Here is a 14,564-nt window from a genome sequence, read left to right as displayed (position 1 = left end):
CACGTCAACGGCATGTCAGGCAGCCCAGGGGAACCCCATGTCGACAGAAACGACGAGGTCCGATGAAGCCCGCGCGTTGGAGCGCATTGTAAGCGCCGCTCGCGACGTACAAGCTGCGTCCACCGCTCTTGAACGACACTTCGTGTCAGATGGCAACGACCAGCCATCGACGCTCGAACTTGTCAGGTTCGAAGCTGCGATGCAGGAACTGAAAGAGGCAGTGAAGCGTTTGATGTGCTACTGAACAAATGGGCACCTTTAGCGTCGCAAAAGCGGGAGCGACATCCTTGTACTGTGTAATCCGCCGGATGCTGCATCGCTTATGTAGGCGGTAGGGACTACGCGACGCTAACAGCGTTTTCAACGACCGTTTTCCTCGTTTTCGTGGCAGCCATGTATGCCGCGCTGGCCGTCTCGCCCACGGCCCCGAAACTCGACTTCCAGATGGCAGCAATCGCTTCACCGCCCGGCAGTGCATTTTTCGACATGTTGTCGAACCACCCCTTCGTGTCAAATGAAGCTGTTTGAAGACCGTTTTGGCCGCCGCCTCGAACTCAGCCTGGGTGCTCGACACGATTTCGTATGCGCGCGATGTATGTCACGCCCACGCGAAAAACATCGGGTCCGGTTCGAGGGTCACGCGAAACAGGGATGACGCACGCGGACCGTCTAGCCCTCGAAATTCAACCTTCCCAAGGGGGCCGACGATGATGACTTCCTGCGCACCGCTGTTGAGGTAGGCGTCAGCCTTGCGCTCAACCTGGTCGGCGTCATTGTCGTCCGCGAGCACCTCGATGCACAGGTCGGGAACGGAAGGTAACGGGGCGTCCGAATCGATTTCGGGCCACTTCTCCTCGGGCATCCACACGACGTCGGCAATGCGGATGCCGAACGACCGGGTTGTTACCGGCTGACGCATCGCCACGCGAGGCCCCAACTGCGAGGCAAGCTGGCAGAACATGTCGGTGACAAGGAGTTGATGCCATGGACACACCCGTCGATGGTCGACGACTCGTCCCAGCGGGTCGACTTCGTATTCGACCCGTCCGTCGCCGACCGCGTGGGCAGTCAGGTTTCGCCATACTGCCAACAGCGTGTCTGGGGCCGGGAGATTTTGCGTTTTCATGGCGCTCTCCGCTAAATAGTCAATCCCAGTGTATAACCCCGCGAAGCGGGGCGGCAAGGCGACTCGGCCGCATCGCCGTTGACAAACAATGCGCGCGCTGTGCGTCGCACCAAACATTCAAACATTCGGCGTTGCAAAGTGGCGAAACAAACCATTTTCAAACGTAGCTTCCGAAGCAGCTGTACCACTCACACATTGCCAGCCCTCCCCGAAAAGACTCGTTCTCAAGAACAAGAGCTTTTCTACTTCTGGATTGTGGTGAGAGAGCCTTGAGCTTGGGGCAAAGCTCCCCCTAGTCCGACCGACGGCAGGCAAGCGAGCTTCACCCCATCACGTCAGCCAATCTGGACCGCGGAGCCGGCCTGTCGCAAGGGGCACTGTGGTCGAGCGCATCCGCCACCGCACAGCCAGACTATCCGGGACAATGCGCGTCCCGCCGCTCACCCTCTAGCTGCAACTCCCGGGTCGCGCCCATGAGCTTCCCGCTTGGCGCCAATCTGCTGGCCGCGGGGTATTCAGCCCTCTCCTCCAGCCCGGAATATAGAGGAGCGCCTTTATATCGGCCAAGAACGGACGCGGCGTGAGCGTGACCGTCCCGGCCGACACCGTGCGTTGCTACGGACATCACGCTCGGTAGCGGAGGCTATCCCAATGTCGCGAGCAACTTCATAAAGTTGCGCTTCGCACGATAGGTCTCCCGGATGTTCTCCAGTTCACCGGCAAACTCAATGTGCTCGTTCAGTTTCGCCCGCAACTGCCCGATAGTCCGCACGATGCCGAACGCCTCGTCATATCGGGCCTTTCTAGTTCCCTGCTCAGCCGCAACCGGCAGCAGCCGGTGATAGAGTGCGATGGCGTCGTGCGGATTCGTCGTCGCACGAACAGACGCCATCGTTGCCCACATGTCTGTCGATACCGGACCGCCGCAGAACGTACTCCAGGCAGTTTCGTGGTCGCGTGCTGCCAGAAAGACTTTCACCAGTTCCGTGCGGGTCGACGAATGCCAGACATTGCGCTTCGCTTTTGTCGCCGCCTCTTCCGTGCGGACAAGCGCCCACAGATGAGTGAGCGCGCGTTCGCGCGTTGTATCGTACCGACCGGTAGCCGTGGCAACGTCCATAACCGCCGTAAACGCTTCAGCGACAGGGCGCATCTCAAAGCGCTGCCAGGCGAATGCATCGGCCTTTGCAAACTCGCCACGGCGCAGGTATTCCTGAATACAGAAGTCGAGCAGACGCTGGTCCACGTTCTTGCCGGATTCCTTGAGGCCACGTTCAGCCCACGCCAGCGCTTCGTCGTCACGACGGTGTTTCGCGCAAAGCTCCGCGACGAGAAGAAACCGGTAGGGACTCGACAGGTCCTTCGAGCGGATGCTAATCAGCGCGTCGACGTCGTCGTCCAGTTCCGCGAGCGCCTCCATCGCGCGCTCAAGTCGCATCCGAAGCGGGTCGAACGACCTTCGAAATTCGTTGCTCGGAGCGAGCGACGGCAGCGCGTTCCACCCGTTCCCGGCGAGTTCGCGGTACCTGCGCAGTCCGGCGTCGCCCAGTGGCTCGGCGTAAGCGGGCAACACATCGTAGAATGTGTCCCATACTCCTTCGGTCTGAAAGCGAAAGAGGCGCTCGGCCAGCTTTGTTCGGTCTGGAAGGGTTTGCCGGCATGCTTCGAGATGTACGGCAGCCAGCTCCATGATGGCCGGTATCACGTCGCCCCCGGAGTCGTCAATCTGTTCAAGGCTTTTTTCGGCACCCGCAATCGCCAGCTCCGCGAGCTCAACGACCTGGGCTGCGTGAGGACCTGCAAGTCGCTGACGCAGCGTGTCCGCGAGTGACATCAGGCCGTCACCGTACGCTCCGGCCTCACGCCAGTCGAGCGGACGCGAGATGCGTGTCGCCTGCCGCACGGCAGTCTTCATGCTCGGGAGGTCACTGGCGGCCGCTGCTCGCGCTGCGAAAAGCAACTTGTCGCGCAGCGTCATGTCACGCTCGACCACCTCGAATAGCAGGTTGCACACCGCGTCCTCGTTCAACGTCGCGACGTATTCGCGAATCAGCTCTTCGTACGTCTTGCGCGCTTTGCGGGCCTTCACCGGCTTTGATTCGTCGGCATGAAACACCTCCTCCCCTGTGTTCTCGAGCCACGACAGCGCGACCGCGACAGCATGCTTGCAGAAGATGCCGTCCTCGCCTACGGGACAGTCGCATTCGTAGGTCAACGCGCCGTCGTCGCCGATGCCAAGCTCGACGCTGTACCGCTGCGTACCGCGGACATGGGCATGGAGCACGCCATCTCGCTCATCGAGCCGCGATACCGCCCCCTCGTGGAAATAGGCTTTGCCCCGCGCAAATGTCTTCGGGTCTGCGAGCGACTGGATTTCCTTGAGGGTAAGGACGTCATGAAGCGGTGAGTGGCTGGACATGGCGTGCATATGTCTCTATGTGAGTCGACGGAGAATTCTAGCCCGTCCGCTGTGCAGCGCTGTGTGTAGTGCGGTGTTCGCGCCAGCACGAGCGGTAGTACGATATTCGTTCGTCGTCACGTCACACGTGATACGTCACTCCGCGGTGGCGTGACCCTTCCGGATAAGGAGGACTTATGCGCGTGCTGATAGTTGGCGTAACCGGAGTGCTCGGCAAGGAAATCGTTCGCCTGCTCTCGCCCGAACATCAGGTCATTGGCGCGAGCCGCAATGGCCCAGACCTGTCAGTGGACCTCGCAGACAAGGCGTCCATCGTCTCAATGTACCAGCAGCTCGGAACGGTTGATGCCGTGATTTGCGCCGCAGGTGCGGTGAAATTCGCACCGCTCGAATCGCTCTCAGATGACGACTTTGCGTTCAGCCTGGCCAACAAGCTGATGGGGCAGGTCAATCTCGTCCGGTGCTCGGTCGGTCATATCGCGCAAGGCGGGTCTCTGACGCTAACCAGCGGCATTCTCTCCCTGCATCCGGTCACAGGGAGTGCAGTAGTGGGCATGGTGAATGCGGGGGTCGAGGCGTTTGTCCGGTCCGCAGCGCTCGAATTGCAGGGCAAGGCACGGGTCAACGTCGTCAGCCCAGGCTGGGTTTCAGAAACACTTGCCGCGATGGGGCAGGCTTATTCGGCAGGTATTCCCGCCGCTGTGGTGGCCCAGGCGTACAAGCGCAGCCTGGTCGAGGACATCTCAGGACAGGTCATTCCAGCCAGGAAGCCGTGATAGCAGCGCCGCCGTCCCAGCAACGGCGTACGACTTCAGTCTTGGTGTTTTTGACTCGTAACAGCGCCCTTTCGTACGTAATCACATGCCAACGCAAGTATTAAGGAGATAACCATGAACCTCGCCGGCAAGACACTATTCATGTCAGGTGGCAGTCGCGGTATCGGCCTTGCCATTGCACTCCGGGCGGCACGCGACGGCGCGAACATTGTGATTGCAGCGAAGACGGCCAACCCGGACCCGCGGCTTGAGGGCACTGTGCATACGGCAGCGGCGGCCGTGGAAGCTGCTGGCGGAAAGGCGCTTGCGCTGGTCGTCGACATTCGCGATGAGGAACGCGTAAAGGGCGCGGTTGCCAGGGCTATTGAGGTGTTCGGCGGCATCGACATACTCGTGAACAATGCCAGCGCCATCCGACTGACGGGAACGCTGGATATGCCCGTCAAGCGGTACGACCTGATGCACGGGGTGAACGGGAGAGGCACGTTTGTCTGTGCACAAGCCTGCCTGCCTCACCTCCTCAATTCGCCGAATCCACATATCCTGACGCTGTCGCCTCCGCTGGTCACAGACCCGAAGTGGTTCAAGGATTTCCCGGCATACACCATCGCCAAATACACGATGCGCCTCTTCACGCTGGCGCTGGCCGGCGAATTCAGGGAGCATGGCGTCGCCGTGAATTCGCTGTGGCCGCGAACTGCGATTGCGACTGCTGCCGTGCGCAACGAGATTGGCGGCGCCGATATGATTGCTGCGTGTCGCAAGCCGGAGATAGTCGCCGACGCGGCCCACTATATCCTGACGCGCCCATCCAGAGAGTGCTCGGGAAATTTCTTTCTCGATGACGAAGTGCTACTGGCGGCTGGCGTCCGGGAGTTCTCGCAATACGACGTCAAGGCTGGCGTGGCATTCCAGGCAGATTTCTTCGTTGAGGCCTTGCCGGGCATGCTACGGGCGGACAATATGGTCAAGGCCATGCCGGGTTCGTGACATCCGCCGCATTCGTTGCAATGCAATTACCGCATATAAGGCGTTCAATGAGCTCGCCCACATCGAACTCCTGGCTGTCTCTACCTTCGTCACACATGCGTCGCTGCACGACCGCCCGAATGCCGCACCGGCCTCGCTAGCCGCCCAGCAGCCGTCGCAGCAACGAACCCCGCGGAGCGCGCGCGGCCTTCTTGTAGGCTGCCCACAGTTCAGGTGACTTCCAGGTTCTACCTGCCGGGAGCAGTTCCAGCATCACTGCGCGAATGCGCGGTAAGTCCGTGAGCCCCCATTGCTGCCTGAAGTCGTCGAACCACCCGTTCATCGCGTAGGTTTCGTCGAAGTCCCGCAAATTCACTGTCCCCAGATAGTCGTCGCGCGCAAGGTCGAGCAGGTTTGGCAGGTCGTTGAGCATCACGCTCTCCAGGTCAAGTACCGGCCACCGGCCCTGGATGGGATAGCCCATGCAAAGATTGCGCACCCGATTGTCGACGCTCGCTCTCACCGCCGGCGTATCGGCAAGCGGTGTGATGTTCTGCGCACGTAAAGCATCGAAAAACTGCTGCACCGTCAACCGGTCGGCCATCGGTTACCCCTGCGCACGACAAAGTCGCCAGAACTATAGCTTAGTCCTGACGAGGTCCAGGAGAGCTGGTCCTGACCTGGCGATTTCCGGATACGGACGCGACTCGAGCGAAATCCGGTGCGCCGCCGCAGCCTGAGGCTAACGGCTTCCTGGGACGAATCGCACGCCACCTAATTTGAGCGCAACCGGTTCGCCGCACGAATCACAGTTTGCCTGTTCACCTTCGTGCGAATCATCGTCGAGACGCACCTCGCCGGCATGGCCGCATGCCTTGCACCGATAGACGTAGAGGACCTGCTCGTCGGTTGCCATGATGCCGCTCCTTGCCGGAAGGCTAATGTTCAGTCTGTGATTAGCCCGGTGATATCGACGCTCGACTCAGGCACGTGCAGTCGACGGGCCACTGCGCGCCTTGCGCGCTCAGTCAGGCTGGCGCCCTGTTCGGGCTCTGTCACGCGCGCGATGAACTCCACCTGACCGGAGGTCCGCTGCGCGTTTTTCCTTATCGTATAGCTGGCTCTCACCCAGATTCGCTCAATCGCCATCGCGCCTTCTCCCACGCTGGGCTTTCCCTCGCCAGCTTGGCACCATGCCCCGTGATAGCACGGAGGTCAGGCCATACTTCAGTTTAGCGCCGCCACACCGGCGCGCGTCTCTATCGACAGAGGTCTGCTCTCGCCATAGCGTGCAGGCGATGAACCACGAAAAGGCCACTCGTTTTCTGGCGAAGGAAGCTCCCGACGAAGCGCGCATCTTCCCGTTTGCGATTTCGCACAAGCGCTCGCGACGAACGCAACATACGCATCGTCCACGTGGACGACTTGCAGTGGGCCAGCTCGCGCGCAAGCTCGCTTGGATAAGCGCGTCGCCGAAGGCGATGGTGGCATCGGTAACTCGTGTCCTGCGTCTCGTCAAAAACGCTGAATTCAAGCGCGGCCAGGCAGCGCGTATCATTCGTCTTCGTAGCCGTGCTTTCGGCAACGGTCGCCAAATTCCTGGCGCGGCAATCAAATCATGTCCACTCTCGACCCCACTAAAGAGTATCCGTACCCGCTCGACGGAGACTTCGACGCCGTTGTGTTCATTGGTCGCTTTCAGCTGGGCATGCACAATGGCCAGCTTGCGCTGGTCCATCGAGGCCTCGATATGGGCGAGGAGGTCATCATCGTCCTCGGCTCCGCGCATCGCGCGCGTTCCCCTAGGCATCCTCTGCACGCCGCCGAGCGAGAGGCAGTGATTCGCTCGTGCCTGACCGGCGAGCAGAACCAGCGGGTGAAATTCGTCTACATTCGAGATTATTACGATGACGACCGCTGGTGCGCGGCGGTCCGTAGTGGCGTTGGAAGCCTGACCAATCCCAACGTCAAAATCGCTCTCATCGGTCACGAAAAGGACCGCAGCTCGTACTACCTCCATCTGTTTCCCGAATGGAAGCTTTTCAAAGAGCCCAGCGTCGGCGAAGTGAATGAAACTGAGGTGCGAAGCCTCTGGTTCGAGCGCGAGTACGAATCGGACGCGGAAACGTTTCTGCGCACAATGGTGCCAGCCGGCACCTATCAGTTTTTGACGACGTTCAAGAAGCTCCCTCTGTTCGAATCACTGCGGAATCAGCATTACGCGATTCGCGCCGATGTGGAAAGGTGGAAGGTCGCTCCCTATGTACCGAACCACAGTTGCCTGGATGCCGTCGTGGAGTTCCGCGAGCACGTCTTGCTCATCGAGCGAGGCGGCGAATATGGCACTGGAGCACTTGCATGGCCCGGGGGGTTCCTGGAGCCGGATGAACGCGTCGTCGAGGGCGCGCTGCGCGAACTCAGGGAGGAAAGCAGCCTCGCCATCCGGCCGGAGCTCCTGAGGACGTTTATTCGGGACCGGGAGCTTTTCGACGACCCATGCCGCAGTGAAGCCGGTCGTCGGCTATCCCACGCGTTCTACTTCAACCTAAATGATGGCGGATTCGAAGGCTTGCCAGCGGGCGAGCTGCCGCCGGTTAAGGGGTGCTCCGACGCACGCCACGCGATGTGGGTGCCGAAAACTCAACTGCCGTCGCTTGAGGAACGGTTCTTCGAAGACCACTTTATGATTGGCGATAGGTTTCTCCACTATGTTCTTCCTGTCGTGCCGGGAAGTTGACCTTGGAGGCGTATTTCCGAACTGCAAAAAACCGTTCACATCGCTATAGACGCTTTATGGCTGCGGCCAACGTTTGCTTCGTCGACCAGTAATCCTGCCACGGGTCCTGGGTCTGAAAGCTGAGGTACTCGCGTGCAGTTGACACGGTCCACTGCGCCCCATCTTTGAGAGCATCAAGCTGGTCCCACGATACAGTCATGGAAACCCCCATCCCAGGTCGAGCACGGGCCGAAAAAGCGGCCACGGTCGTCTGACCCATCCCATTGCGCAGGTAGTCTGCAAACACCTTGCCCTCGCGATTCGAAGGTCCTGACGTTGCCGAAAATCGCTCGGGAATGACTTTGGCCAGGTGCCGGACGAACGCCCGGGAGAATCCCTTCACCATGTCGTAGTCAAGTTTTGGCGTCAGAGGCACGACGATGTGCAACCCCTTGCCGCCGCTCGTCTTCAGCCATGCCTTGAGCCCCAGTTCGGCCAACAGGGTATGGACCAGCAGTGCTGCTTCCAGCATTTGCTTCCACTTCAGTCCTTCCCCGGGGTCGAGGTCGAAGATGACCCGGTCAGGGCTGTCGAGGCGGCTGACCGTCGAGTTCCACGTGTGAAACTCGACGACATTCATCTGCGCTGCCGACATGAGCGCCTCGGGCGTGTCGACCGAGAGCAGGACGCGGTGCCCCGGCCACTTGTGTTCCTCCAGGCCCGGCATCTTGGTGGTCTCCGGATGCTTCTGGAAAAACAGCTCTCCGGAGAGACCGTCCGGCGCGCGCAGCATCGCGAGTGGGCGGTCCGTCAAGTGGGGCAGCAGCCACCCGGCGACGCTCTCGTAATAGCGGACCAGGTCAAGCTTGGTGATGCCCGTCGTCGGGTCAATGACCCTGTCCGGGTGGGTGACCTTGACGGCTGGTGCAGGTCTGGACGCTAAGGTCCGGGCGGCTTCGCGGGTGATACAGCTCGCCGGCTTGTCGAAGCGCAAGCCTTTGAACGAGGCCTGTCGCACGAGACCATCCGGGGTCCATTCGGCGAACTCAACTTCCGCGACCAATACCGGCTGGACCCAACGCTCGCTGCCGGCTGCGCGCCTGGACCATCGCCGTGGTTTGGTGGCAGTGACGTCATATGAGGCAGTAAGCACCTCAAGCGGCGTAAGGCGGGTCCACAGGTCCCGGGCCGTGCGGGCGTCCCAGCCGGTGCCGACGCTGCCGGCGTCGCAGAGCTTGCCGCCTGCGTGATATCCGAGCAGCAAACTGCCAACCTCCCCGGGCGCGCCGCTTCGATTGGTAAAGCCGCAGATGACGAATTCCTGGCGCAGCCGGCACTTGGCCTTGAACCACGTCAACGTTCTTCCTGAAAGGTACGGCGCATTGCGCCGCTTGAACACCAGACCTTCAAGACCCAGTTCCGAGGCGGCCTTGAATACCTGTGCCGGTGGCGCCACAAAGTCCTGGCTGAAGCGAAGCCGCTCCCCCGCGCGTTCCAGAAGCTGTCCGAGGAGCGCGCGCCTGGAACTCAGGGCTACCCTCCGCAGGTCCTTTCCCTCCAGGTACATCAGGTCAAATAGGAAGTAGACGATGCTTTCGCTGGAAGCGCCGTCAATCGCATTCTGCAAAGCAGCGAAGTCGGGGATTCCGTCCTTCAGCACAACCATTTCGCCGTCGAGCCATGCAGTTGAGACGGGGAGTTTTTCGACCTCTGCGGCCAGACTCGATAACTTCTTTGTCCAGTCATGTCCGCCGCTGGTGAAAAGCCGCGCGCGCCCCTTGTCAACACGCGCGAGCATCCGATAACCGTCAAACTTTGCCTCGACTATCCAGTCGCCTCCGGTCGGCAGCGACGCAGCCAGCGTCGCGAGTTGCGGCTCGAGTTTTGCGGGAAGTGGAGCCGGCGTTGCCGCGGTGAGGTCGATTGTCGAATCAGCGACGGGTGATGGATTGAGCGACCTGGGTTCGCGTTCCTCCGCAAGCCCCAGAGGCTTTGCGACGACGCTGTCAGGGAGCGCCTTGATGACATCATATTGCGCGAGCGGCTGTGCCCATTCGTCGTGTTTCTTGAAAAGAATCCACTGGTCCTGCCTGTCTTCGGGCTTCGCAATTCGCACCAACTCCCACATACCGGCGAGTTTCTCGCCGTGGAGCCTGAAAACAAGCTTGCCGGCTTTCATTCCCTCGCGCGGGTCGCCGGCCGGGTCCCAGGTTCCACGGTCCCACACGAGAACGGTACCGGCGCCATACTGCCCTGGCGGAATAGTGCCTTCGAAGCTCGCGTAGTCGACCGGATGGTCCTCGACGTGAATCGCCATCCTCTTTTCCTTCGGGTCATAGCTGGGCCCCTTCGGTACGGCCCACGACATCAAGACGCCGTCGAGTTCGAGGCGAAAGTCGTAATGCAGGCGGCCAGACCAGTGCTTTTGCACAACAAAGACCAGACGCTGGTCGTCAGTTGATGAAGTTCCAGCCGTTGGCGCGGGCTCTGGCGTGACATGGAAGTCACGTTTCTTCCGGTAGTGGGACAGCGGCGAACGTGTCCGGTCAGGAATGGCAGGCATGGCTTCAGTTTAGGACCTCAGAGGGTGAACCGAAGACAACTCGTGTTCGCGTGATGCGAGGTCACCCGAAGCGTGAGGCTTCCGAGTTACCGACCAAGAGTGGCAGAAAAAAAGCTGCCGAAGATAACTGCGTAGCTCTCTTGCCTCGTCAACTGTAAGCGAATGGCGATAGTTCATCAAGAACGCATGTGGGCTGGACGGCCTCGAGAACACTACAGTCTCATAGCAACATTTCCTTTGCGGCGTTCAACGTTTAACCAGCGCATTTACCTATAAGCCCTGCCTGAGCGGACAGGCTTCAGCGCAACCGCAAAAAAGCGTCCCTCCGCGCAATGTCGGCTGCAGCAAAGACGTCGGCAAGCTCGCAACTGGTCGCAACGCATTCGAAGCTACTGTCTTCGAAGGTGAAAATGAAATGGCGCAGGGCAATCGCCGGCGCAATGTTTGGCCACCACTCGGCGACGAGGGTCGAATTTACGACCTCGTATGCACCATACGGGCACAACCCTTTTGCATGCAAGACATGCTGACTTAGTTCCTCGTCGTTAGGTGGACCGAGGCTTTGAAAGACGGCACCGTCGAACCGGACAACACAAAATGGTTCCTCGTTCTGAACGAAGGGACCGTACCGGCTCAGGTCGGACGGCGCAATGCGGTAGACGAGTATGGTACGCCCCTCGTCCGCAATGACAAACGGTTCCGTCGATGCCGGTGCTGGCATCGGAACCGTATCGAGTAGCACGGGAATGTCACCTACCCCGCCCACTAGCGTACCCGTCGTCCCCGAGTGCATAGTACTCACACAGCAAGACCGCCTATTTAGTAATTCTATCGAAATGGCATGACAGGGGTAAGTGCCGCGCCATCGCCAGCCAGCAATCAAAAGGATGTCGACGCTCGACCATTTCATCATACATAAAATGATGAGCAAAATAGGCTCAAGGCAGGATGTCTCCAAAAGAGAAGCGTGCGTCGCCGCATCGGTGTTAGTAGGATGAATCGAGCTGGATGAACATGCTCGTAGTCCGTCCGCTTTTTCGCCGACGACCACTTCCGTCAGCAAAGCATGCGTAACTCGCTCAAGGACCGCACTGTGAGACCGGCCAGTATCATTCACAGGGGCAGGCACTACGAACGGAGAAACTGCGATGGATGACCGATTCGATAGACGAGAATTGCTGCTGCACGTCGGCGACATTCTCGAAGTGGTGAGTTGTCTGGCCAGGAAAGGTCGGCCGGACGCACCGGTGGCTCAATTGGCGAACGAGCAGGATTCGTTGCAGGACGTCGGGTACCTCCAGGCGCTTTCCCCAAGGATGACGGTGGCCGAATTTAGCGCACGCGTCGCGAGCGCGTTCTTCCTGAGGCCAAAGGAACTGCTCGAGACAGACCTCAACCGCAAGACGCTAGCGTCAACCGTTCAGCATGACCTTTTTGATGGTAACCCTGACGACTGGAAAACCTATGTCGCCCATATGCAGAAGAAGGTGAAGTGGTTTGGGACCGGACTTCCCAAGATAAAAAAAGGAGCCTCGGACGAACCGTCGCACGCTGCCGTTGAGGAAGCGAGTCCGGTCGAGGTGTCGGTCGTGGTCGCGCCGTCTGTGGAGTCGGATGCGCCTGACGAGAAGAAGGGGTGGCCTTGGCACCAGCCCGGCTCGACGTCCTGACACGCAATTACTCAGGATATCTAACTCGTATTAAAAGCGTCTTGGTGAACGCCCTTATGCTGGAAAAGTCCGACGAGCATACGTTCCTCAAGGTCCGGCAAGATGACGCGGACTTCAAGAGGCGTCAACCGTGCGTCATTTCCGCCCGGCTCCATCGCGCGGCCTCGGCCGCTGCAACGCCGCATCTGTTCCAGAAAGAACCAATTCATCGCGAGCAATCTGACCGATGGCCTCGAGTACGTTAACTGCCTCCCCACGAGTTCGTCTTGCGTCTGACAGGCCGAACACAGTCCACCCCAACCCTGGAATACAGCCCGCCGCCACGCCACGGTTGCATCCCAGCAGCCGAGTCGCCCGTATATGCAGGAAACGCAGCGCTATGGGGCTGTGCGATTAGAGACACTCATCTCGTTGAGCCAATCGAGCAACGGCCGTGTCATTTAGGGCAGCGGTCCGCGACTAACACGTATTCCTCTGGTATTCACACCGCAAGCGTCTCGTTTCCGGGGTGAATCTACCGTTTGTGTACCGCCGCTACGCAATCGGTCCGTCGATATCGGCACATGGAGTCTCGACGCGACCTGGGCGTGTCGAACTTCCAGGAGACAAATCATGAAGAATCTGACATTGAAAACCGTCCTGACCTGCGGCATCGTCGCTGCAACCTGCGCGTCGGGCGCCGTATTTGCAATGGGTGGCGGCAACGGCAATGGTGGGAGTGGCGGAGGCAACGCGCATGGCGCGGCGACTGCCGGCATGACCTACCACGGGGACCCTGTCTCGAGCCCGCTGGATACGATGCACGGCGAAATGAAAAACAGCACATCCGGGTATGGCGGCGTATCCGATAGCACCAGCGCAAGTGGTAGCTTATCCCCCTCGGGATTGGCTACCTGTGGTCATTTGCCACGATGCAACGCCGACAGCCGCCACTAAACAAACGAGTCGAAAACGGTGGGGCTTTCGCGGAATCGACTTGCCTCACCGCTGCACCCGTGCCCAGCCTTTCAAGCAGACCGTGACAGCCGCGTTTCTGCCAGAGAAACAAGGTCACGGGAACGGACAGATTCGCGGAAAACGTACCGGGCGACCGCTTTGTGGGTGGGTTCCCCAATCTGCTCCACAGAGACACCCTCGACCCCGATGTTATGCGCGGAACCCTGCTGCTCAATCACAGCGCTGCAACGTTCCAATGGTTCGAAACCTTTCCACAGTTCAACGAGCAAACGACGGGGGCGCAGCCGGCTCCGTGGTCCGCGGAGACGTTCGCGCGCAAGTAGTGTGCAAGAAAAATCCCAGCCGAAAGGCTACAACGAAAAAACCCGACTCGCTGGAGTCGGGTTTGAGGAGAGGCGTCTGTTACTGGTTCGCGGGAGCGGCGAGCGCGTCGTCAATCCAGCGGTCGAGCGTCGGTCCACTGCGGATGTACCGGTTGTCCGCTGTCGCTACATGCAGTCCGGCATCGTGCTTGATTGGCTGACCGTAGCCGCCGTTCTCGCGCAACCATGTCGCGACGGCTTTGGGGTCGTCGGACGCGAATCGGCACTTTGGAAACATGAAGTGCTCTTCGATGACGCGGAACTTGTCCTCCCGTGTCGGAGCGTGACGTTTCATGGTTGGAAACATGAGATTCTCCTTGTTTCCTGCAATTATTGTGACTCAAGTATAGGCGTGCCGCTTCGGCCGCGCGCCGGCAAACTCGGCAGTCGGACGCATGAAAAACCCGGCTACCCCTTCTAGGGCGACAGCATTTGCGTAGTCGTTGCCATGGAACCCTGTGCCGTCAGGTCCTGCCATGCGCACAAGCGCCGGTACGCATCCGTTCCCGGCAGCTCCGTTTCACGCTGCTATGATTGTGGTGCCCCTGCTGCAAGCACGAGGCTCAATCAAATCATTTCGTCCCCATTTTGACGTGTCGGGCTATCAAGACCACTACGCTACCCTCGGTGTCAGAGAAAGCGCGTCCGCGCAGGAAATCAGGCAGGCCTATCGCCGGTTGGCGATGAAATGGCATCCGGACAGGAACCGCGATAACGTCGCGGCAGCAGAGCGCGCGTTCAAGCGGCTCGGGGAAGCCTATCAGGTGCTCGGCGACCCGAAACAGCGCGAACTTTATGACGTGTGAACGCCGGTCTAAATCCGACACTAAACGACGGCGTTTCGGAATTGAGCCGTTAGACGACCTATTCTCGTTGAGCAGTGTGTGGGGAACACGTACAGCAGGGTATCGATGACGCTTTGTGCGTCGTAAGGAGCCCGTAGGGCGAGTGCAGACGCGCAAAGCGCGTTGAGGATGACGGCGGGGAGCGGTTGCGGTAGAAAGGC

Annotated in this window: 14 protein-coding genes; 7 read left to right on the top strand and 7 right to left on the bottom strand. The window is 59.8% G+C overall.

Annotated elements, in window-relative coordinates:
• Window positions 1–37 precede the first annotated feature (37 nt).
• The gene (locus tag H1204_RS37670; RefSeq protein WP_243468845.1) at window positions 38–244 is read left to right on the top strand and encodes a hypothetical protein; all 207 of its coding nucleotides are present in this window, start codon (window positions 38–40) and stop codon (window positions 242–244) included.
• A 354-nt stretch (window positions 245–598) separates the two neighbouring features.
• Here H1204_RS37670 and H1204_RS37665 read toward each other — a convergent pair whose 3' ends face one another.
• Window positions 599–1,126 (bottom strand): Uma2 family endonuclease, encoded by a 528-nt coding sequence (locus H1204_RS37665; protein ID WP_180733768.1) that lies wholly within the window; start codon window positions 1,124–1,126, stop codon window positions 599–601.
• 643 nt (window positions 1,127–1,769) lie between these two features.
• Window positions 1,770–3,545 (bottom strand): DUF6880 family protein, encoded by a 1,776-nt coding sequence (locus H1204_RS37660; RefSeq protein ID WP_180733767.1) that lies wholly within the window; start codon window positions 3,543–3,545, stop codon window positions 1,770–1,772.
• Between the two features lie 176 nt (window positions 3,546–3,721).
• Between H1204_RS37660 and H1204_RS37655 the strand changes: the two genes are divergently transcribed.
• Complete coding sequence (locus H1204_RS37655; protein ID WP_180733766.1) at window positions 3,722–4,321, top strand: short chain dehydrogenase; 600 nt, start codon at window positions 3,722–3,724, stop codon at window positions 4,319–4,321.
• A gap of 114 nt (window positions 4,322–4,435) precedes the next feature.
• Window positions 4,436–5,311, top strand: coding sequence for an NAD(P)-dependent oxidoreductase (locus H1204_RS37650; protein ID WP_180733765.1), 876 nt, complete (start codon window positions 4,436–4,438; stop codon window positions 5,309–5,311).
• A 136-nt stretch (window positions 5,312–5,447) separates the two neighbouring features.
• Here the strand turns inward: H1204_RS37650 and H1204_RS37645 are convergent, their stop codons facing one another.
• Window positions 5,448–5,894: a hypothetical protein gene (locus H1204_RS37645; protein ID WP_180733764.1), complete on the bottom strand. Its 447-nt coding sequence runs from the start codon at window positions 5,892–5,894 to the stop codon at window positions 5,448–5,450.
• A 138-nt stretch (window positions 5,895–6,032) separates the two neighbouring features.
• A complete protein-coding gene (locus H1204_RS37640) occupies window positions 6,033–6,206 on the bottom strand; it encodes a zinc ribbon domain-containing protein (protein ID WP_180733763.1) in 174 nt (57 codons plus the stop codon).
• A gap of 702 nt (window positions 6,207–6,908) precedes the next feature.
• Between H1204_RS37640 and H1204_RS37635 the strand changes: the two genes are divergently transcribed.
• Window positions 6,909–8,027 (top strand): NUDIX domain-containing protein, encoded by a 1,119-nt coding sequence (locus tag H1204_RS37635; RefSeq protein WP_180733762.1) that lies wholly within the window; start codon window positions 6,909–6,911, stop codon window positions 8,025–8,027.
• A gap of 43 nt (window positions 8,028–8,070) precedes the next feature.
• Here the strand turns inward: H1204_RS37635 and ligD are convergent, their stop codons facing one another.
• Together ligD and H1204_RS37625 are read right to left on the bottom strand one after the other, a co-directional pair.
• Window positions 8,071–10,569 (bottom strand): DNA ligase D, encoded by a 2,499-nt coding sequence (gene ligD / locus H1204_RS37630; RefSeq protein WP_180733761.1) that lies wholly within the window; start codon window positions 10,567–10,569, stop codon window positions 8,071–8,073.
• Window positions 10,570–10,867: 298 nt separating this feature from the next.
• Entirely contained in the window at window positions 10,868–11,311 is a 444-nt protein-coding gene (locus tag H1204_RS37625; RefSeq protein WP_243468844.1) for a hypothetical protein, read from the bottom strand.
• A 406-nt stretch (window positions 11,312–11,717) separates the two neighbouring features.
• Here H1204_RS37625 and H1204_RS37620 point away from each other — a divergent pair, with 406 nt between their 5' ends.
• Entirely contained in the window at window positions 11,718–12,239 is a 522-nt protein-coding gene (locus H1204_RS37620; RefSeq protein WP_180733760.1) for a hypothetical protein, read from the top strand.
• 612 nt (window positions 12,240–12,851) lie between these two features.
• Window positions 12,852–13,175, top strand: a complete 324-nt coding sequence (locus tag H1204_RS37615) for a hypothetical protein (RefSeq protein ID WP_180733341.1) — start codon at window positions 12,852–12,854, stop codon at window positions 13,173–13,175.
• A gap of 423 nt (window positions 13,176–13,598) precedes the next feature.
• Here H1204_RS37615 and H1204_RS37610 read toward each other — a convergent pair whose 3' ends face one another.
• Window positions 13,599–13,865 (bottom strand): hypothetical protein, encoded by a 267-nt coding sequence (locus H1204_RS37610; protein WP_180733759.1) that lies wholly within the window; start codon window positions 13,863–13,865, stop codon window positions 13,599–13,601.
• A gap of 169 nt (window positions 13,866–14,034) precedes the next feature.
• On the opposite strand from H1204_RS37610, the gene H1204_RS37605 reads away from it, so the two are divergent.
• The gene (locus H1204_RS37605) at window positions 14,035–14,364 is read left to right on the top strand and encodes a J domain-containing protein (RefSeq protein ID WP_243468843.1); all 330 of its coding nucleotides are present in this window, start codon (window positions 14,035–14,037) and stop codon (window positions 14,362–14,364) included.
• The last annotated feature ends 200 nt before the right edge of the window (window positions 14,365–14,564 follow it).

This window comes from Paraburkholderia sp. PGU19 (assembly GCF_013426915.1).
Lineage (GTDB): Bacteria > Pseudomonadota > Gammaproteobacteria > Burkholderiales > Burkholderiaceae > Paraburkholderia.
Note: the sequence above shows the minus strand (reverse complement) of the source record. Positions and strands in the feature narration are given on the sequence as shown.